Genomic DNA, 21410 nt, shown 5'->3' on the forward strand with positions numbered 1-21410 from the left:
TTAAATAGGTAAGCGGTCAACCTTGCGACCACCCCAAATCAGATTCACAAACAACCGCGATACAGTCACAGCGGTGAAAATAGAGGTGACAATCCCCAGAGCCAGAGTCACCGCAAAGCCTTTGACCGGACCTGAACCCAGACCAAACAGGATCAGCGCCACCAGGAAGGTGGTCAGGTTGGAGTCAGTAATAGTGGCAAAAGCTCTGTTGTAACCTTCATGAATGGCCTGCTGCACCGAACGGCCTGAGGCCAGTTCTTCGCGGATCCGCTCGTTAATCAGTACGTTGGCGTCAATCGCCATACCTATGGTCAGCAGAATACCAGCCATGCCAGGCAAGGTCAGGGTCGCCCCTGGCACCATCGACAGCACCCCAATCAGCACCACCACGTTACAGGCCAGTGCCAGGTTTGCGACCAGACCCACAGCTTTGTAGTAAATCCCCATAAAGATCACGGTGACAATCATGCCCCACATGATGGCATTGGTACCCAGTTCAATATTTTCCTGACCCAGGCTCGGGCCTACAGTGCGCTCTTCCACAATCTGAATAGGCGCAATCAGGGCACCGGCGCGCAACAGCAATGCCAGGTTCTGCGCTTCTGCCGGGCTGTCCACCCCTGTAATGCGGAACGAGCGGCCTAAACGGGCCTGAATAGTGGCCACGTTAATGACTTCTTCTTTTTTCTCAAGAATGGTGCGGCCGTTTTCGTCTTTTTTATCGGTCGGTTTGTACTCAATAAAGACGGTCGCCATCGACTTACCAATGGCTTCTTTGGTGGCCTGAGAAAAGGTATTGCCGCCTTTGGCATCCAGGTCGATATTCACCTGCGGACGGCTGTATTCGTCGTAGCTGCTGTTGGCACCAATAATATGGTTCCCTGTCAGCATCACGCGTTTTTGCAGCAGTACAGGGCGGCCCTGACGATCATGGTAGAGTTCCGCATTGGGCGGAATACGGCCTTCCAGCGCACTGGCCAGATCAGCGTTTTCATCGACCATCCGGAATTCCAGCGTGGCTGTTGCCCCCAGAATTTCTTTGGCTCGGGCTGTATCCTGAATACCAGGCAACTGCACCACAATACGTTCTGCCCCCTGACGCTGCACCAGTGGTTCAGCCACGCCAATCGCATTGACCCTGTTACGGATAATAGTGATGTTTTGTGCGACCGCATCTTCACGCAGGGCTTTCAGTTTCAATTCACTGAAGGCCGCAACCAGGGTCAGTTCGTCCGCTGCAGTAAACAGCATATCGCGGTCTTTGGCGGATAAGGTTTTTTCGGCTGCAGCTAAATCCTCTGCATTGCGGAAACTCAGCAGCACCCGTTGGTTGGCCAGGTCGGCGGTAATAGCGCGGTAACGCACTTTGGCTTCACGCAGATCAGTGCGGTATACGGCCACCAGATCGTTGACGTTTTTTTCCATCGCGGTTTTCATATCCACTTCCATCAGGAAGTGCACACCACCCCGTAAGTCCAGGCCCAGTTTCATTGGCTGGGCACCAATAGCATCCAACCAGGCTGGTGTAGCCGGCGCCAGGTTCAGCGCGGTCACGAAGTTATCCCCCAACGCAGCGGTCGCTACTTCACGGGCCTTTAACTGGTCTTCTGTGCTGAGGAAACGCACCAGTAACTGACCTTTCTCCAGCTGTGCCGACTTGGCCGTCAGGCCATGTTCGGCCAAGGCTTTGGTCAACTGCTCTACATTTTCCTGGCTGACTTCGCCGCCCCGGGTCGCGTTAATTTGTAAGGACGGATCATTAGGGTAGATGTTTGGCAGTGCGTACAACAGACTCACCACCAACACACCTATCACCAGCAGATACCGCCAGATTGAATTCTGGTTTAACACGGGTTGGTCCTTATTACAGTGACTTCATGGTGCCTTTCGGCAACACGGCGGCAATAGAGGCTTTTTGTACTGTCACTTCAGTGGTGTCATTCAGCGCCACCACCACAAAGTCTTTGTCGTCAGCAATCTTGGCGATACGGCCCACCAACCCCCCCTGGGTCAGCACTTCATCCCCTTTACCCAAAGCAGACATCAGGTTTTTGTGGTCTTTCACCCGTTTGGCTTGTGGACGGTAGATCAGGAAATAAAAAATCAGACCAAAAGCCACCAGCATAATCAGCAGGTCCCAGCCGCCACCTTGTGGTGCTGTGGCTGGTGTATTGGCATAGGCATTGGAAATAAACAAACTCATTACATGTCCCCTAAAGTTAAATTTAAAAATTTATTCTGTGACTGCAGTGTTCAGCGCAGGAACCTGCATACCGCGTTTCTGATAAAACTCTTCAACGAAAGCCTCAAGTTTGCCATCAGCAATGGCCGCACGTAAGCCCTGCATCAGTTTTTGATAATGGTGCAGGTTATGAATGGTGTTCAGCCTGGCGCCCTGTATCTCATTGCATCTGTCTAAATGATGTAAATATGCACGGGAATAATTTTTACAAGTGTAGCAATCACATTCTTTATCCAAAGGCGAGGTATCGTCTTTGTGTTTGGCATTGCGGATCTTAATCACCCCCGTACTGACAAACAGATGGCCATTGCGGGCATTACGGGTTGGCATCACACAGTCAAACATATCCACACCACGGCGCACTGCTTCCACAATGTCCTCCGGCTTGCCAACCCCCATCAGGTAACGGGGTTTATTGGCTGGCATTTTGTCTGTGGTATGGTCGAGGATTTTAATCATCTCCTCTTTCGGTTCTCCCACCGACAGGCCGCCAATGGCGTAGCCGTCAAAGCCAATCTGCTCGAGGCCTTCTAACGAAATGTCACGCAGGTGCGGGTACATACCGCCCTGAATAATGCCAAATAACGCAGATTTGCTGTCACCATGTTCATCTTTGCTGCGTTTGGCCCAGCGCAATGACAACTCCATCGACTTTTTCGCCTGCACTTCGGTCGCCGGGTAGGGCGTGCATTCGTCAAAAATCATCACAATGTCAGAGCCCAGGTCACGTTGCACCTGAATGGACTTTTCCGGCGTCAGCAGAATTTTTTCGCCGTTCAGCGGCGAGCGGAAATGCACCCCTTCTTCTTTGATCTTGCGCAGTTCCCCCAGACTGAACACCTGAAAGCCACCTGAGTCCGTCAGAATTGGCTTATGCCAGTTCATAAAGTCGTGCAGGTCGCCGTGTTTTTTAATGATCTCAGTGCCAGGACGCAGCATCAGATGGAAGGTGTTGCCCAGGCAAATCTGAGCGCCTGTGGCGTCCAGCTCTTCGGGAGTCATGCCTTTCACTGTGCCGTAAGTGCCTACAGGCATAAAAGCCGGGGTTTCGACCACACCGCGGTCAAAGCTCAGACGGCCACGACGGGCTTTGCCGTCTGTGGTCAATAATTCAAATTTCACGTTGTTACCTCATAAGGCCAGAAAGACAGTCCGGCTCGTCGCGCCCGATTGTAGCAGAAGGCAGGACGGATCCCTACCCTGCTTGCAAAGGGCTAAATAATCAGCATGGCATCGCCATAGGAATAAAAGCGGTACTGCTGTTCAATCGCCACCTGATAGGCCTGCATCACGTAGTCTTTCTGACTGAAAGCGCTGACCAGCATAATCAGGGTGGACTCCGGTAAATGGAAATTGGTCACCAGGCCATCAATCAGCTGAAACTCGTACCCAGGGTAAATAAAGATCTGGGTGTCGCCACTGTAAGGCTGCAGTGGCACCCCCTGCGCTTTGGCGATTTGCGCCGCCGATTCCAGCGAACGCACAGAGGTGGTCCCCACAGCAATCACCTTATTGCCACGTGCTTTGCAGGCGGCAATGGCATCGACCACCTGTTGCCCCACCTCAATGTATTCAGCATGCATTTTATGCTCAAGCACATTGTCGACCCGTACTGGCTGGAAAGTGCCTGCCCCGACATGCAAAGTAACAAAGGCCGTTTCCACGCCTTTAGCTTTCAGCGCCGCCAGCAAGGCTTCATCGAAGTGCAAACCAGCGGTTGGTGCCGCCACGGCTCCGGGCTTTTCGTTATAGACAGTCTGGTAACGCTCTTTGTCTTCTTCGCTGTCCGGCCTGTCGATGTAAGGAGGTAACGGCATATGGCCAATGCGTTCCAGCATACTGAGCAACGGCTCGTCCCCCTGCAGCTCCAGCTCAAACAAGGTGTCATGCCGCTCACGCATGGTCAGTCGGGTGTGTTCATCCAGCAGAATGTCAGTGCCGGGTTTGGGCGCTTTACTGGCGCGGCAATGTGCCAGAAAACGCCGCTCATCCAGCATGCGTTCCAGCAAAATCTCGACTTTTCCGCCTGAAGCTTTTTGGCCAAATAAACGGGCCGGGATCACGCGGGTGTTATTAAACACCAGCAAATCCCCGGGCCGGACCTCTTCAAGCAGTTGGGTAAACACCAGATGCTGCAATTCACCGCTATGGCGGTCCATTTTCAGCAAACGACTGCTGGAACGTTCTGGTTTGGGGAAACGGGCAATCAGCTGCTCGGGCAGCTCAAAAGAGAATTCTTTGATATGCATAAGGTTCAGTCCGCTTTACCGACAAACTAAGGCCTGCACCGGATGCACAGGCCGGCGCAGTGTACAAAGCTCAGACTGGAACAACAAGGCTTTTGGTGGTTAACCCGTGCATTTATGCTGCAGTACTTCGGCAATCAATTGGGCCATTTGCCGGTAGCTGCGCAGTTTGCTTGAAGTAGGACGCCAGGCAATACCTATCTCACGATGCGCCTGGCTGGCCCCAGGGTTTTGTGCCACCAGCTCAGTGCCAGCCAGCAAGCCACTGTTAATCGCCATCTGCGGCATAAAAGTCACCCCCAGTTTGTTATTCACCATTTGGGTTAAGGTGTGCAGACTGGTGGCGAAAAAGGGGTTCACTTTACGGTTGTCTTCCAGCTCACAGGCTTTGACCGCATGGCCTGTCATGCAGTGCTCGCGCTCCAGCAAAAAGATGCTTTCATCCGGCCACTGGCTGATATCCTGCTCAAAACCACGGTCCAGCCAGTCCTGATGCAACACCAGCTTAAAAGGGTCCTGCGCCAGCACCTGGGTATGTAAAGTACCGGTGTCATAAGGCAACGCCAGCAACACCAAATCCAGCCGGCCTTCAATCAGGGAACGTAAGGAGTTTTCCGTAGTGTCTTCCCGCAGCAGCAATTGCAATTCAGGAAAACGTTCCTTGGCCAAGGCCATCACTTCACTCAATACAAAAGGTGCGATGGTCGGAATACAGCCCAGACGGAGTGGCCCGGCCATTGGCTTGCCCTGACATTTGGCGAACTCGGCCAGTTCTTCGCATTGTTCAACGATGTAACGTGCCTGACGCACCACATCTTCCCCTAAAGGGGTAAAGATAAAGGTTTTGTGATCCCGCTCCAGCAACTGCGCATCCAGAGTCTCTTCCAGATTGGCAATAGCGGCACTTAAAGTCGACTGACCTATGTAACAGGCTTCTGCAGCTTTGCCAAAGTGTTGATGTTCGTGCAGCGCCAACAGGTATTGCAGCTGCTTGATACTGGGAACTCGTTTCATCTTTAATTCCAATCAGAAACTGGCTTTTCTCCAATTTAATCGAATACAAACCAAATAGCCAGCCCTCTGTCTTTCGTCGCTGAAGCGGGGGATAACATAGCGCGACCAATAAAAAACCCGGTCGAAACCGGGCTTTTAATTGCGGTAGCGGTTAAGCGCCCACAATGGCCTGGATCAGGTAGAAGAACAGAATCGCCAGACCTGCGCCCACAGGCAGCGTCACTACCCAGGACACAAAGATGTTACGGATCACACTCAGGTTCAGCGCGGCAATACCACGGGCCAGGCCGACGCCCAACACAGCCCCGACCAGCGTCTGAGTGGTTGAAATTGGCAAACCTAAACCAGAGGCAATCACCACTGTACTGGCAGCGGCAATTTCCGCAGCAAAACCACGGCTTGGCGTCAGGTGTGTAATGTTCTCACCTATGGTGCGGATCACTCTGGCCCCTAAAGTCGCCAGACCAATCACAATACCTACTGCACCTAAAGGTAAAATCCACCAGTCCAGTGCCACTTTATCCAGAATTTGTCCACCAGACTGAATAATACCGACCACAGCCGCCAAAGGACCAATGGCATTGGCCACATCGTTTGAACCGTGAGCAAACGCCATACAGCAGGCGGTGAAAATCATCAGAATACCGAAGATCCGCTCCACATTGGTGAAGTGCATTTCTTTATCGGCTTCCGGGTCAATTTTTACCCGGCTGATGGCAATTTTACCAATCAGACCAATGACCAGCGCAATGGCGACACAAAGAACCAGACCTTCGCCAGTACTCAGCTTCAGACCGACATGTTTCAGGCCTTTACTGACTGTGACAAACGCCATAATAAAGGCCGCAAACACCATATAAAACGGCACGTATTTTTTCGCCGCTTCCAGTGGATGGTCGGTGTCAAAAATCAGCCGCTGTGCGCTCATAAAAATCAGGTAGGCCAGAATACCGGACAACACAGGGGTCACCACCCAACTGCCCACTATGCTGCTGACTTCTTCCCAATGCACGTACTCAGTGCCTACACCCACAGAAGCGAAACCAATAATGGCACCGACAATAGAGTGCGTCGTCGACACAGGCCAGCCAAAATGGGTCGCCACCAGCAACCAGGTACCGGCCGCCAGCAAAGAACCTATCATGCCGTACACCAACAATTCCGGCACCGCTTTAAAGGCTTCGGCATCGACGATACCACTGCGGATGGTGGAGGTGACTTCACCGCCAGCTAACCAGGCACCAGAGGCTTCAAAGATGGCGGCAATCACCAGCGCCTGCTTCAGTGTCAGGGCTTTCGAACCCACAGAGGTGCCCATGGCGTTAGCCACATCGTTGGCGCCTACCCCGTAAGCCATAATAAAACCAAAAAGGGCGGCCACCAGGATCAGGATAAAACCGTACTGAGATAAAATTTCCATCGCTAAAAAGTCCCCGGAGTTAACGCGCTAACATGATTTCAAGGCGCGACCCTACTTTCAGAGCCGTATCTGCCAGATCCCCCACCCATTCCAGGGTTCGGTACAGGAACATCACGTCAATAGGGTTCAGTTGAGCTTCGGCTTTGCGCACAAATTTGCGCAGACTGATTTGCATCTGGTCCGTGTCGTGTTCAATTTCGTCGATGCGTTCGACCATTTTGATCACTAAATCCACTTCACGGCCACGGAAACCGGTTTCCAACAGTTCATCCAGCTCGTTAATGGCTTCGCTGGCCAGCGCCACTGCATCCAGGCAGCGCTCCAGGTAGGTCTTAAATTCGGTTTGAATAGGGGCTGGAATTTCCAGCTCGCGACCCAGCACCCGGCCGGTGATATCTTTGGCTTTGTTGGCAATTTTGTCCTGCTGGGACACCAGTTCCAGAATATCCGTTCTGTCGACAGGTAAAAACAGGCCGCGTGGCAAGTGAACGCGGATATCCCGTTTTAATTTGTCGGCGTCTTTTTCCATAGCAACAATAGATTTACGAACTTCAGCCGCTTGGTCCCAGTCTTTGGCAAAAGCTGCATCAAAAAACGGAACCAATAATTTGCTGGCGTCGTGGACTTTACGAATGTGCTCTTCAATAGGTTTAATCGGAGACTTCGCAAAAACCGCCAAAAAATGATTTGGCATAAAAAAGTGCCTCATGTTGTTAGGTGGACTTATGTCGGCGCGCATTGTACTGCAATCAAACCGCAATAAAAACGCCAAAAAGCATGCCCGGATCAATTTAGCCTAAGTCAATGCTTTTGCGTCTTTTATAATGGTTCTATGTGACAAATTAACGTGAAACCAAAAAAAAACGCCTTGAAATCAAGGCGCTTTTTTAACGGAAAAATGTTAGCTGCGGGCATCCTGTTCCAGTTTTTCGTCATCGGCATGCCGGACATCTTTGCCTTTGACCAGAAACACTATGTACTCGGCAATGTTTTTGCAGCGATCACCTATACGTTCCATCGAACGGGCGGACCACAATACATTCATAATTTTAGGAATAGAACGTGGGTCTTCCATCATGTACGTCATCAACTGACGGGTGATGGCTTCGTACTCACGGTCGACTTTTTTGTCTTCACGGTGCACGGCTAAAGCGGCTTCCACGTCCATCCGGGCAAAGGCATCTAATACGTCGTGCAGCATTTGCGCAACATGACGGCCCATATTGTCCAGATTCACCAGTAAATCCTGTTGAGCACTGTTAAAGGATTCCAGCGCCACTTTGGCAATACGCTCGGCTTCATCACCAATACGTTCCAGGTCGGAAATGGTTTTGATGATGGCCATAATCAGCCGCAAGTCGCTGGCGGCCGGCTGACGTTTGGCGATAATACGGGTGCATTCGTGATCAATCTTCAGTTCCCAGTCATTCACCTTCAGATCATTGGTAATCACCTGACGGGCTAAATCAGCATCGCCACCTGCTATCGCATTCAGCGCATCAGCCAGTTGCTGTTCGATTAAACCGCCCATCGCCATTACGTGATTGCGGACCTGCTCTATCTCCTCATTAAACTGACTGGAGATGTGTTTAGTCAGATTCATTTTATCCATATGCTACTCCTGGATGTCAGGCCCTGATTAACCGAAACGGCCGGTGATATAGTCTTCGGTCTGTTGCTGCGACGGGTTGGTAAACATCCGGTTGGTCGCATCAAATTCAATTAAATCACCCATATACATAAAGGCAGTATAGTCCGATACCCGCGCCGCCTGCTGCATATTGTGCGTGACAATTACAATGGTGTACTTGTCTTTCAGTTCATAAATCAGCTCTTCAATTTTCAGCGTGGAGATTGGGTCGAGCGCCGAGGCCGGTTCATCCAGCAGCAGAACCTCAGGTTCTATCGCAATGGCGCGCGCAATCACCAGACGTTGTTGCTGACCACCGGACAGACCAAAAGCGTTGTCGTGCAGACGGTCTTTCACTTCATTCCACAATGCCGCACCTTTCAGTGAATTCTCCACCACTTCATCCAGAATACGTTTGTCCTTCACGCCTTGCAGGCGCAGGCCGTACGCCACGTTTTCATAGATACTTTTCGGAAAGGGGTTTGGCTTCTGAAACACCATACCCACCTGACGACGCAGCTCGGCTACATCCACTTTCGGATCGTAAATATTTTGCGAATCCATCAGGATCTGACCTTCAATACGGCAGATATCGACTAAATCGTTCATCCGGTTAAAGCAACGCAGCAAGGTCGACTTACCGCAGCCTGAAGGGCCGATAAAGGCTGTCACACGCTTCTCCGGGATTTGCATATTGATGCTTTTCAGCGCCAGCGAATCCCCATAATACAGTTTCAGGTCATTGACCTGCAGCTTGATTTTTTCGTCGGTCAGACTGATTTCTTTTTCTACAGGGACAGTCAGATTGTCTTGAGTCATGTTGGTTACCATCTAATAATTCGTTAATTCAGCTCGTGTTTGGCGTATCAGTGGCGGTTAGTCCGAATCACTGCGGTATTTCTCACGCAGGCGGTTACGCAGATAAATCGCCGACATATTCAGGATCACAATCAGGACCACCAGTACCAGCGCTGTGGCATACAGCAGCGGCCGGGATGCTTCCACGTTGGGGCTCTGGAATCCCACATCAAAAACATGGAAGCCCAGATGCATAATTTTCTGTTCCAAATGGATAAAGGGGAAGTTACCGTCAATAGGTAAGGTCGGCGCCAGTTTCACCACCCCCACCAGCATCAGCGGTGCCACTTCGCCTGCAGCACGGGCGACCGCCAGGATCAGACCTGTCATCATGGCCGGTGTCGCCAGCGGCACCACCACCTTCCACAAAGTCTCTGATTTAGTGGCTCCCAATGCCAGGCTGCCCATACGAATCGTACTTGGAATACGCGACAACCCTTCTTCGGTGGACACAATCACCACTGGCAAGGTTAACAGCGCCAGGGTTAATGAAGCCCAGAACAAACCCGGCGTACCAAAAGTCGGGGCTGGCAGGGCTTCCGGGTAAAACAGCTGGTCAATGCTGCCGCCCATAATGTAGACAAAGAAACCCAGACCAAAGACGCCGTACACAATAGAAGGTACACCGGCCAGGTTGTACACCGAAATACGGATAATCTTCAGCAGCGGGCCCTGTTTGGCGTATTCACGCAGGTAAATGGCCGCCAGTACGCCAAAAGGGGTCACGATAATGGACATCAGGATCACCATAGTGACGGTGCCGAAAATAGCCGGGAAAATACCGCCTTCGGTATTGGCTTCGCGTGGTTCATCCCACAGGAAGTTGCCGACAGACACAAAATACTGACCCAGCTTTTCCATCACCGTCATATCGTTCGGCAAATGGGCACGCACAATATTGGCCAGTGAAATAGTGACTTCCCGGCCATCACCGGTGCGGGCAATCAGCTGATCGCGGTTCGACTGCGCTCGCAGCTCGTCCAGGCGTTTCTGGATCACCTCATAGTCGGCATTTAAGGCCTGACGCTCTGCATCCGCTTCGGCGCGAAAGGCCGCCAGCTCAGTGTCGCTGGCTTTATTCAGCACCAGCTTGCGCTCGTTCAGACGCAGTTTTTCAATCCCATTGTTGATTTGAGAAATCTCATTTTTCTCAATCGACTTCATTTCAGCAAAAATCTGATTGGCCCGTTCAATGCGTTGTTGCAGTTCAGGCCATAAAGCGGCACCTTCGGCAATCAGCTGGCCATTTTCGGTCAGTCGCAGCGGGAAGCCATAAAAGTTACCGCGTTCACGCCGCTCCAGTGCAATGGCTCCCAGCGGAGTGGTCCAGCCGCTGATTTCGTAATCCATATACCAGGCGAAATCACGGCCATAGAGGTCCCGGTTGCCTACTTTCACTAAGTAACGGGTTACGCTGTCACGACCTTCCGGCACTGTAGCGCCCGCTTCACGCACCATAGTGGCCGACACCAGCTCAGAGCGCACCATTTCACCCAGAATGGTTTTAGGTTCACCCTGCTCTGGCGTCCATTGGGTTTGCTGCAAATCCGCAGGCCAGAAGTGGCTGCCACCGCGCACGGCTATCAGGCCCAGAATACCAATAACCATCACCAGACAAAGCGCAATAGCGCCGCCATTTAACCAGATCCAGGGGGTTCCTGATCTAAACCAAGCTCTCATGACTACAGCCCCTTACAGATTGCTAAAACGTTGGCGTAAACGTTGGCGTATCACTTCCGCCAGCGTATTAAATACAAAGGTAAACACAAACAGCACCAGCGCAGCCAGGAACAACACGCGGAAGTGGGTACTGCCCACTGCAGTTTCCGGCAGCTCCACCGCAATATTGGCCGACAAGGTACGCATGCCTTCGAAGATGTTGAAATTCACCACAGGGCTGTTGCCTGTTGCCATCAGCACTATCATGGTTTCACCGACAGCGCGGCCAAATCCCACCATCACAGCAGCAAACACACCTGGGCTGGCCGTTGGCAACACCACACCCACCATGGTTTGCCACGGCGTGGCTCCCAGCGCCAGCGAGCCTTGGGTTAAATGCCGCGGCACGTTGAAAATGGCATCTTCCGCAATAGAGAAGATATTCGGGATCACCGCAAACCCCATGGCTATCCCCACAATCAGGGCGTTACGCTGGTCATAATTCATGCCGTTGTCGGTAAACCACTGACGCAGGCTGCCACCAAAGAAGCTATGGTCAATCACCGGGCTTAAACTGACCGCCAGGTAACCAAACAACATAATCACCGGCACCAGAATAGCCGCTTCCCAGCCCAGCCCCAGTTTATTGCGCACGGACTCCGGCATATAACGCCACAGGTACGCCACCAGCAGCATCACAAAAGGCATCAGCAATAAAATGGCGAAGACTGCACTTAAATACTCTTCAACAAAAGGCGCCAGCCATAAACCGGCCAGAAAGCCCAGAATGACCGTTGGCAGTGCGGCCATAATTTCGATGGTGGGCTTGACCTTACCGCGCAGTGCCGGCGTCATAAAGTACGCCACATAAATGGCACTCATAATGGCCAGCGGGGTGGCAAACAACATGGCAAAAAAGGCCGCTTTTAAAGTACCCAGTGCCAGTGGCACCATGCTCATTTTGGCTTCAAATTCATCTGACCCTGCCGAAGCCTGCCAGATGTATTCGCCCTGAGCACGGCCTTCGTACCAGACTTCATTCCACAGCGCTTTGTAGGACACGTCCGGGTGAGCATTGTCCAGTTCATAGTTCAGGGTCTGGCCTTGTGGCGTCAGCACCAGCAGACTGGTGTTGATAGGGGATACGGCAATCTGGCTTGCCTCAATGCCATCGTCCAGCGCCTCTAAAAATAAGGTGCGGGCTGAGGTGCCGTAGTGGATCCCCAAAGTGCCTTTGGCGTCTATGGCCAAAAAGCCTTTGCGGGAATATTCAGGTTCTATCTGGCTAATAGCAGCCGGGTGCTGTTCAAAACTGCGAATGTGCTTTAAATCAAAGTTATTGTGCTCATCCCGCACCAGGAACCACTGACTCAATTGGCCATCGGACGAGCCGACAATCAGGGAGACAGTACCGACCAGAAACTCCAGTGCGGTAATTTGCTGGCCCGAAGCCACAGCGGCCACCTTCTGCACCAAACGGGCATGGCTTGGGTCCTGAATGCTGTAGTAGTGGATCTGGCCCTGATCATCGGCCACAAACAGACTCTGGAAAGTGCTGTCAATCAGCAGCCTGCTGGCAGACGCCGGAGCATCAGGTAATTGATAGTCGGTGCTGACCACTGTGGTTTCGCCCGTCAGAAAAGCAGTTTCCGCCACCAGCGTGGTCAGCAGTAAACGGCCATCTGCAGTAAAAGCAGCGAGTACCCTGTTCTCGTCTTTTTCCTGAATGGCCACCGCAGTTAATGCCTGACCCATCGCGTCCAGCTGCACCGGCTCCAGTCCCAGCGGGTAACTGACTTTCGGGTTGATCTGGCGCTGATCCTTGGGATAACTCAACAGGTATTCATGTTTGACGACAAAAGCTTTACCGTCAGACAACCCCAATACCAAGGTCCCTGTTCTTGGGTCGGCCTTAGCAAAAGAGGTCACTGTCACCCCCACAGGCAATGGCAATTGAACTTTTTGTTTCACTTCACCGGTTTGCGCACTGTAAAACACCAGTTCAGCCTGGTCAGTCACAGAGAGACCGATTTCGCCATAGCGTTCAAGGCTACTGAACAACGGCTTTTGCACCGGGCTTTGGTAAGTTTTGTTCTGTTCCACAGAGGCCGAAGAAAACATAGGGCCCACTTCAGAAAACAGATACACAAAAATAGTGGCAAAAGCCAGCACCACACTGATGCCGGCAAAACTGATGCCGTATTTGGAAATTTTATCTTTGGCAGAGCGCCAGCGCCGTAAACGGGCCCGGCTCTCCCCGGTCGGTAACAGGGACTGCACAGAAGTCACTTCTGCTTGCTCCTGGTTAGCTTGGGTTGAATGCATAGTTGCGATACCACCAGTGACTAGTTTAATGGTCGCAACTATAGTTCAGTTTTGTGTCAGAAATATTACATCGGGCAATTTTTGTCACACAACTGAAATCTAATTGAAATATTTGACTGAAGCTTCAGGCTAAGCCCATGATCCCAATAACAAAAGGCGCCCTATGGCGCCCTTGTTTCAGCAATACTGCAGTTTATTTGATACCGAGGTCAGCCAGGGCTTTGGCAGCCACTGAGTTTGGCACTGGTACATAACCGTCGTGAGCAACTACGTCCTGGCCATTTTTAGACAGGATAAAACGGACGAATTCACGTTCTAATGGCTGCATTTCTTTGTTCGGGTGTTTGTTCACGTACACATAAAGGAAACGTGACAAGGGGTATTTGCCATCCAGTGCATGTTCTGCATTAGGCGCAACAAAGGGCTCACCGTCTTTTTTCGACAGCGGCAGAGCGCGCACGCTGGACGTCACATAACCTATGCCTGAGTAACCGATACCGTTGATCGACTCGCTGATGCCCTGTACCACAGAAGCAGAACCTGGCTGTTCATTGATGGTCGATTTAAAGTCGCCGCCACACAGCGCAACGTCTTTGAAGTAACCATAAGTGCCGGATACGGCGTTACGGCTGTAGACGGTAAAGTCACGGTTGGCCCAGGCACCTTCCAGGCCCAGCTGCCCCCAACGGGTCACATCTTCCTTGTAACCACATTTACGGGTTGCAGAGAAAATCGCGTCCACCTGCTGCAGGCTTAAGCCTTTGATTGGGTTGTCTTTATTGACATAAACAGCCAACAGGTCAATAGCGACAGGAATCGCAGCTGGCTTATAACCATACTTGGCTTCAAATTCCTGAACTTCAGAAGGTTTCATCGGACGGCTCATCGGGCCGAAGTTTGAGGTGCCTTCCGTCAGGGCTGTTGGGGCTGTAGACGAACCTGCGCCCTGAATTTGAATATTGACGTTTGGATATTGCTTGCGGAACTCTTCTGCCCATTTGGTCATCAGATTGTTCAGCGTATCTGAGCCGATACTGGAAATATTGCCGGACACACCAGTCGCTTTGACATACGCAGGCAATTTAGGATCAGCTTCGATAATAGAAGCCTGAGCGGTCAGGCCAAAAGCGGCAGCGATCAGGCTGACAGTAGTTAATAATTTTGCGACTTTCACGTTGCTCTCCTCACAACAGCCAAGGCTGTCTGTGGTTCGGGTTGTTGTTGCAAGCATGGTAAGTAAGAAATATGACACTAATATGACGAAATAAAGTTTAGCCTAAGAGTTTTGTCCAATTTTTAACCGAAAGGTACAAAAATGCGACAAGTCGGCTGTTAAAAACAATAGCTGAGTCTACAATGGGGTTGTTGTTGTTTTCGTTGCATTTTTTTAATTTTTTGATGAAGGGTTCTCTATGAAGCAGTTAATCTTAACCTTAATTGGCCGGGATAAAGCCGGACTGGTCGAACAACTGGCGACAGTGATTGCCAGTCATCATGGCAACTGGATGGCCAGCAACCTGAGTCATTTAGGCGGGTATTTCGCCGGTATTCTGCAAGTCGAAGTGGCCGAAGCCCATTTGGGCGCATTGACCACTGAGCTGGAGCGGATGACGGATTTGGATATCCGTATCCAGCAGGGACTGGATTCTGCTCTGCGCTCTGAACAGCAACTGCAGTTTGTCATCACCGGCAATGACAGGCCCGGCATCGTCAAGGAACTCTCTGCGGTGATTAAACACAAAGGCGCCAATATAGTGCACTTTGAAAGCAATAAACAAAGTGCACCCAACTGGGGGGTGCCGCTGTTTCACGCCATCGCCACTGTGGAACTGCCACCGGGGTTAAATAAAGACGATGTAGTGACCGCCCTGGAATCTATTGCTTCTGATGTGATGGTGGATATAGAAGCCTGATCCAGAAGAAGTTGTACAGCTTCATCCGACTGTCATAAATCTGCCATAGAGTAACGGCATTCCCAGGATCCGGAGTGCCCTATGGTTGTGTCAGAGCTTAAAACAAATATGAGTCATGTCATGCATTTTCCCCGCGAACTCAGTTGGTTGTCTTTTAATGGCCGGGTGTTACAGGAAGCCGAAGATGAACGTAACCCGCTGATTGAACGTTTACGTTTCCTTGGTATTTATTCCAACAATATGGATGAATTCTTCCGGGTACGGGTGGCCGACGTCAAACGCCGCATTTTGCTGAAAAAATACCAGTCGGATGAACAGGAAGATGCCGAACAGTTATTACACGACATTCAGAAAATTGTGCTGAAGCTGGGCGAACGTTTTAATAAAATTTATGACGATTTGCAGCAGGAACTGAAAAAACACAATATCGAACTGATTGATAACTACAAGCTGACCGAAAGCCAGGCCAGCTGGGTCCGCACCTTTTACCGGCAGGAAGTGCAACGCCATATCTCACCTATTATTCTGTCGTCCGACGAGGTGGATCTTGGCAAACAGCTGGAAGATAACGCGACGTACCTGATGGTGGAAATGACAGGCGCTGGCAAACCTGAATACGCCATAGTGCAGGTACCCACTGACGCCTTGTCCCGTTTTATTGAATTGCCGGTGCATTTGAATAAAAGCAAAAAACGTGGCCGTTTTCGCCGTCAGATCATTTTGCTGGACGACATCATAGTGCACTGCCTGACCGACCTGTTTGCCGGCTTTTTTGAGTTTTGTGAAGTGCAGGCTTTTTCGCTGAAGCTGACCCGTGACGCCGAATACAACATCAGTGACACACTGGACCAATCCTTAATAGACAAAATGTCCAAAGGCATTAAACAACGCTTAAAGTCGGAACCGGTGCGGCTGGTGTATGACGCTCATATGCCGGACCATATGCTGAAAATGCTGAAAAAACTGCTGGGCTACAGCTCGAACGATGCATTAATCCCTGGCGGTAAATACCGAAATTTTAAAGACTTTATTGGTTTTCCCAATATAGGCCATGCCTCGCTGGAATTTCCGCCGATGCCGGCGCTGAAAAGCCCACAGTTTGAAGCGCACACCACCAGTTTTGATGCCATTCGCTCTGGCGATATTCTGCTGCATTACCCTTACCACAACTTCAGCTACTTTACCGAATGGATCCGGCAGGCGTCTTTTGACCCCAAAGTCAGCAGTATCAAAATGACCATGTACAGGGTAGCCAAGCATTCCCGCGTGATCCATTCGCTGATTGATGCGGTGCGCAACGGTAAACAAGTGACAGTGGTGGTTGAGCTGAAAGCCCGCTTTGATGAAGAAAACAATATTCACTGGTCGCGCCGCATGACCGAGGCCGGCATTCAGGTTGTTTTTGGCTTACAGACCTTAAAAACCCACTCCAAGCTTTGCCTGGTGAGCCGGCAGGAAAAAGGCAAACTGGTGAAGTATGCCCATATAGGCACAGGGAACTTTAACGAAAAAACCGCCCGGATCTACACAGACATGAGCCTGTTCACCTGCCACAGCGACATTTGTGATGAAGTGGACCAAGTGTTTGAATTTATTCAGTACAGCTACAAGCCTTATCAATTCAATCACCTGATTGTATCGCCGACCTGGAGTCGCCCCAAACTGGTCGAGTTGATTGAACGGGAAATCCGCTATGCCACCTCTGGCCGAAAAGCTGAAATTCTGTTAAAGGTGAACAATCTGGTCGACTACCAGATTGTGGACTTGCTGTATAAAGCCAGTATGGCCGGGGTGAAGATCCGCATTATTGTCCGTGGCATGTGTTCACTGATCCCGGGTGTTAAAGGCCGCAGTGAGCATATTCAGGTGATCAGTATTCTGGACAGGTATCTGGAGCATGCCCGGGTTTATGTGTTCCATAACGGCGGTGAAACCGATTTGTATCTGTCTTCCGCCGACTGGATGACCCGTAATCTGGACCAGCGGGTCGAAGTGGGCGTGCCTATTTATGATGCCACTATTAAACAACAGATCCTGACCACGCTGGACATTCAGTGGCACGACAATGTAAAAGCACGGATGATAGACCGCGATCAAAGCAATCATTATGTCAAACGTGGTAATAAACGTTCGATCCGCAGCCAACAGGAGATTTATGACTACTTTGCCAGCCTGCATCAGGACCTGCACCAATGACTGAACGTTGGACTGCAAACCCGCAGGATTCAGGCTACATGGCGGCCGTGGATCTCGGCTCCAACAGCTTTCATATGGTGATAGCCCGGGTGGTCGATGGGGCTTTGCAGCTGCTGCACCGGGAAAAACAAAAAGTGCAGCTGGCCGAAGGCCTGAATGAGGAGCTGATTTTATCGGAAGACGCCATCAACAGGGGCCTGACCGTTCTGGCTCAGTTTGCGGACACCTTAAAGCCCGTACCGGCCCAGTCGGTGCGGGTGATTGCCACTTACACCCTGCGCCGCGCCAAAAACAGCGCTATGTTTTTGCACCGGGCTCAGGCGGTTTTCCCTTACCCTATTGAAGTGATTTCCGGTCAGGAAGAGGCCCGCTTTATCTATCAGGGGGTGGCTCACTTTGAACACTATGATGGCCGCCGTCTGGTCATGGACATTGGCGGCGGTTCCACCGAATTTGCCATAGGTGAAGGCTTTCACCCGCTGCGCCTTGCCAGCCGCAATATGGGCTGCGTCAGTTACGCCAACCAGTTTTTTGCCAATGGCAAAATCAGCGGCAAACGCTTTGAACGCGCCATTATCCAGGCCGAACAGGAACTGGAACCTGTGGTTTCGGCATACAAAGAGACAGGCTGGCAGCAGGCTGTCGGCACTTCAGGCACCATCAAAACCATCCGGGATATGATTGTTGGCCTTGGCTGGCACCCGGTCTGCATTACCTTGCCAGATTTGCTGCGGCTGCAGGAATTGCTGATCACCCAGCAAAACAGTTACCAGCTGGACTTGCCCGGTCTGGCAGATGATCGTAAACCGCTGATTTGCTCGGGCCTCGCGATACTGATCGCCGCTTTCCAGTTACTGGGCATAGAGCAGATGTATTACGTCGACGCCGCCTTGCGTGAAGGTGTGCTCTATGAAATGAGCGACCGGCTGCATCACCATGATATCCGTGAGCACACCATTCACAGCTTGATTAAGCGCTACAGCATTGATATTGCGCAGGCCGGCCGGGTACGGCAAACCGCGATGGAGTTATTCTCCCAGGTCCGGCTCGGCTGGCAACTGGACGATGATCATGCCGACTTGCTGGGCTGGGCTGCCACAGTCTATGAAATTGGTTTACATATCAATTCGTCCAGTGTGCAGCGCCACAGTGCTTATATTTTGCGCCACGCCAACCTGCCGGGTTTTAATCAGGAGCAACAGTTGTTGTTGTCCGCCCTGGTACGTTTTCACCGCCGCAAAATTAAAGCCGATGAACTGCCGGCTTTTCACTTGTACCAGATGCCAGCCGTGTTAAACCTGCTGGTGTTATTGCGCCTGGCCGTGCTGTTAAACCAAAAACGTCAGGACGACTTCCTACCGCCTTTACAGGTCAGTGCCCGCTCTCATCAGCTCACGCTGGAGCTGCCAAAAGACTGGTTATTGCAACAACCTTTACTGCTGGCAGATTTACAACAGGAACAGCAATTGCTGAAAAAAATCACTTTTCATCTGGATTGCCCAGTGCTGACTGAATGCGCTGCCTTGGCCGGCGCTTTTGATCTGACCGATCTGGATGACTGACACGCCCCTTGGCTGAGCCAGAAAAAGCTTTGCATTTCAAAGGACAGACTCTAAGGTAAAGAAAAAGATCCCAAGGAGTCTGTGATGCGTTGTGCTGTTTTCGCTTTGACTATGCTGGCCCTGCCCGCTGTGGCGGCTGATTTAAAACCTCAAACTGAAACCGCGATAGCCGCCATTCAGCCACAGCTGATTGAATGGCGGCGGCATTTTCATCAATACCCCGAACTGTCCAACCGGGAAGTCAATACCGCGAAAACCGTGGCCACTCATTTGAAATCTCTGGGGCTGGAAGTGCGCACTGGCATCGCCCATCACGGTGTACTGGGCGTTTTGAAGGGTAAAAAGCCGGGCCCTGTGGTGGCTCTGCGTGCTGATATGGACGCCTTGCCCGTCACCGAAATGGTCAACCTGCCTTTTGCCTCCAAAGTGCGCAGTCAGTTTAATGGTCAGGAGGTTGGTGTGATGCACGCCTGCGGTCACGATGCCCACACCGCCATCCTGATGGCAGTCGCATCCGTGCTGGCACCACTGCAGGATGAACTCTCGGGCACCATTTTATTTGTGTTTCAGCCCGCCGAAGAAGGCCCGCCCGCCGGCGAAGAAGGGGGAGCCAAACTGATGCTCAAAGAAGGGGTCTTTGCTGAGCATCAACCAGACGCCATTTTTGGTTTGCATGTCTGGCCAGGCCCTGCAGGTCAGCTGCAGGTGAAAAGCGAAGGCATTATGGCGGCCGCCGACAGCTTCAGTATCACAGTCAAAGGCAAACAGGTGCATGGCTCCAGCCCCTGGCGTGGCATAGACCCTGTCGCCGTTACAGGCCAGCTGATTACGGCGCTGCACCAGATCCCGGCCCGTCAGCTGGATGTGACCCAGGCACCGGCCGTGTTGTCTGTGGGTCAGGTGCATGGCGGAGTGCGCTGGAACATTATTCCGGATGAAGTCAAACTGGAAGGCACAGTGCGTACCTTTGACCCACAAATGCGCGAGCAGCTGCTGCAAAAAATGCAGCATACAGCGCAGCATATTGCAGCGGCCAGCGGCGCCAGCGCCGAGTTTCATCAGCATGGGTTTGCCGCCGTCACCTGGAATGACCCGGCGCTGACGGAATGGGCCATGCCGAGCCTGCGCTGGGCGGCACGGGATGCCGGTGTCACCACCACCAAACCCATTACGGCTTCGGAAGATTTTTCGTTTTTTCAGCAGCAGGTGCCCGGGGTCTACTTCTTTTTAGGTATAGCGCCGGAACATACAGCTCTCGATCAGGTGGCGCCCAATCACTCCCCTTATTTCGCGGTGAATGAAGCCGCCTTGCAAAACGGTGTCAGAGCCCTGACGGCGCTGGCGCTGGACTACCTGCAACAGCCAGCCAGAGAAAGAACCAACTGAACAGCAATAGCAGTAACAGCAGCGCCAGCAGCAGTACCTTGCCACTGCCCTGGCGCATGGCCCGCCAGTCGGTGTGCACACCAGCCAGCCAGATTGCCGAAACCAACAGAAATTCCGCAGCCCCCCTGCTCAGTGGCACCATAGTCGCAGGCACCCAACCGGCCTGAGACGCCCAGGCAGCCAGCAGCACTGCAAGCACAAACCAGGGTCCTGAGGCTCTGCCTTGCCCTTTGGCCTGTAACAGAGGCAACCACAATAGGAAAGGCACCAATAACAACACCCGGCTGAGTTTAAGCAGTATCGCAAGCACCGCAACACTGGCAGGTAACAGACTACTGGCTGCCACCACTTGCGAAACTTCTGGCGCCGTAGCCCCGATCAGCAAAGCCGTTGCTTCGGACGTCAGCGGCAGCAGGCCATAGCACAGCAAGGACACTAATCCCATCAACAGCACTGCGGCCAGACTCTGGCTCAGCTCAGCGGGCGATGCTTTGCGAACCGTCTGGGTCGCAAAAAGCGCCGAAGTACCACAAAAAGCCAAACCGGCGCTGACCAGCCAGCTGGTATTGGCACTGAGCCCCAGCTTTCGTCCCAGCCACAGCCCTGTCACCAGCACCAGCGGCACACCAAAGACTAAAGGCCACAAGCGCTGCAGCAGTGATAAATCCAGCACTCCAGTGGGCAGCTGCAGGCCAAACAGCACCAGCCCGGCCCGCAGCGCCCAGGGCTGATAACGGCTCAGCCAGCCAGGACAGCTGTTGCCCGGCGCCTGCCTCTGTTGCCACAAACTCCAGACCATACCACTGACCAAAGCCAGTAACACAGGACTGAGCCCTAGTGTTGGTGCGAGCCAGAAGGCAAGCCAGCCAAGCCAAAGCACAGTACCCAGCACAAAACGCATTGTTGTGACTCCGTCAATTCAACAAGGTGATTGTACTGCCATTAAAATATAAGAATAA

Annotated in this window: 17 protein-coding genes; 4 read left to right on the plus strand and 13 right to left on the minus strand. The window is 52.0% G+C overall.

Annotated features, from left to right (window positions below; all coding sequences use genetic code 11):
• From secD to WKJ03_RS10720, 12 genes are all read right to left on the minus strand, one after another.
• Complete coding sequence (gene secD, locus WKJ03_RS10665; RefSeq protein WP_337842189.1) at positions 1 to 1851, minus strand: protein translocase subunit SecD; 1851 nt, start codon at positions 1849 to 1851, stop codon at positions 1 to 3.
• A gap of 13 nt (positions 1852 to 1864) precedes the next feature.
• Positions 1865 to 2203, minus strand: coding sequence for a preprotein translocase subunit YajC (gene yajC / locus WKJ03_RS10670; protein WP_337842190.1), 339 nt, complete (start codon positions 2201 to 2203; stop codon positions 1865 to 1867).
• A 30-nt stretch (positions 2204 to 2233) separates the two neighbouring features.
• Positions 2234 to 3364, minus strand: a complete 1131-nt coding sequence (gene tgt / locus WKJ03_RS10675; RefSeq protein WP_337842191.1) for a tRNA guanosine(34) transglycosylase Tgt — start codon at positions 3362 to 3364, stop codon at positions 2234 to 2236.
• A 92-nt stretch (positions 3365 to 3456) separates the two neighbouring features.
• Positions 3457 to 4491 (minus strand): tRNA preQ1(34) S-adenosylmethionine ribosyltransferase-isomerase QueA, encoded by a 1035-nt coding sequence (gene queA, locus WKJ03_RS10680; protein ID WP_337842192.1) that lies wholly within the window; start codon positions 4489 to 4491, stop codon positions 3457 to 3459.
• A 99-nt stretch (positions 4492 to 4590) separates the two neighbouring features.
• Positions 4591 to 5502 (minus strand): LysR substrate-binding domain-containing protein, encoded by a 912-nt coding sequence (locus WKJ03_RS10685; RefSeq protein ID WP_337842193.1) that lies wholly within the window; start codon positions 5500 to 5502, stop codon positions 4591 to 4593.
• 151 nt (positions 5503 to 5653) lie between these two features.
• Positions 5654 to 6922, minus strand: a complete 1269-nt coding sequence (locus WKJ03_RS10690) for an inorganic phosphate transporter (RefSeq protein WP_337842194.1) — start codon at positions 6920 to 6922, stop codon at positions 5654 to 5656.
• Between the two features lie 19 nt (positions 6923 to 6941).
• Positions 6942 to 7616: a TIGR00153 family protein gene (locus WKJ03_RS10695; protein WP_337842195.1), complete on the minus strand. Its 675-nt coding sequence runs from the start codon at positions 7614 to 7616 to the stop codon at positions 6942 to 6944.
• Between the two features lie 207 nt (positions 7617 to 7823).
• Positions 7824 to 8534, minus strand: a complete 711-nt coding sequence (phoU, locus tag WKJ03_RS10700) for a phosphate signaling complex protein PhoU (RefSeq protein ID WP_337842196.1) — start codon at positions 8532 to 8534, stop codon at positions 7824 to 7826.
• A 27-nt stretch (positions 8535 to 8561) separates the two neighbouring features.
• Entirely contained in the window at positions 8562 to 9383 is an 822-nt protein-coding gene (pstB, locus tag WKJ03_RS10705; protein ID WP_337842197.1) for a phosphate ABC transporter ATP-binding protein PstB, read from the minus strand.
• 45 nt (positions 9384 to 9428) lie between these two features.
• Positions 9429 to 11090 carry a phosphate ABC transporter permease PstA gene (gene pstA / locus WKJ03_RS10710; protein ID WP_337842198.1) on the minus strand — a complete coding sequence of 554 codons (1662 nt, stop codon included), beginning with the start codon at positions 11088 to 11090 and terminating at the stop codon, positions 9429 to 9431.
• Between the two features lie 12 nt (positions 11091 to 11102).
• Positions 11103 to 13394, minus strand: a complete 2292-nt coding sequence (locus WKJ03_RS10715) for an ABC transporter permease subunit (protein ID WP_337842199.1) — start codon at positions 13392 to 13394, stop codon at positions 11103 to 11105.
• Between the two features lie 193 nt (positions 13395 to 13587).
• Positions 13588 to 14535 carry a phosphate ABC transporter substrate-binding protein PstS family protein gene (locus WKJ03_RS10720; protein ID WP_337842335.1) on the minus strand — a complete coding sequence of 316 codons (948 nt, stop codon included), beginning with the start codon at positions 14533 to 14535 and terminating at the stop codon, positions 13588 to 13590.
• Between the two features lie 271 nt (positions 14536 to 14806).
• Here WKJ03_RS10720 and WKJ03_RS10725 point away from each other — a divergent pair, with 271 nt between their 5' ends.
• The 4 genes from WKJ03_RS10725 to WKJ03_RS10740 all read left to right on the plus strand — a co-directional run bounded on the left by WKJ03_RS10725 (position 14807) and on the right by WKJ03_RS10740 (position 20451).
• The gene (locus WKJ03_RS10725) at positions 14807 to 15307 is read left to right on the plus strand and encodes an ACT domain-containing protein (protein WP_337842200.1); all 501 of its coding nucleotides are present in this window, start codon (positions 14807 to 14809) and stop codon (positions 15305 to 15307) included.
• 120 nt (positions 15308 to 15427) lie between these two features.
• Positions 15428 to 17503, plus strand: coding sequence for a polyphosphate kinase 1 (gene ppk1, locus WKJ03_RS10730; protein ID WP_337842201.1), 2076 nt, complete (start codon positions 15428 to 15430; stop codon positions 17501 to 17503).
• Positions 17500 to 19065, plus strand: a complete 1566-nt coding sequence (locus WKJ03_RS10735; RefSeq protein WP_337842202.1) for an exopolyphosphatase — start codon at positions 17500 to 17502, stop codon at positions 19063 to 19065. The genes ppk1 and WKJ03_RS10735 overlap by 4 nt, the downstream gene beginning before the upstream one ends.
• 84 nt (positions 19066 to 19149) lie before the next feature.
• Entirely contained in the window at positions 19150 to 20451 is a 1302-nt protein-coding gene (locus WKJ03_RS10740; RefSeq protein WP_337842203.1) for an amidohydrolase, read from the plus strand.
• Here the strand turns inward: WKJ03_RS10740 and WKJ03_RS10745 are convergent.
• The gene (locus WKJ03_RS10745) at positions 20387 to 21352 is read right to left on the minus strand and encodes a putative sulfate exporter family transporter (protein WP_337842204.1); all 966 of its coding nucleotides are present in this window, start codon (positions 21350 to 21352) and stop codon (positions 20387 to 20389) included. The two genes, WKJ03_RS10740 and WKJ03_RS10745, sit on opposite strands and share 65 nt — an antisense overlap.
• Positions 21353 to 21410 lie beyond the last annotated feature (58 nt).

Source organism: Rheinheimera sp. (assembly GCF_037442525.1).
Lineage (GTDB): Bacteria > Pseudomonadota > Gammaproteobacteria > Enterobacterales > Alteromonadaceae > Pararheinheimera.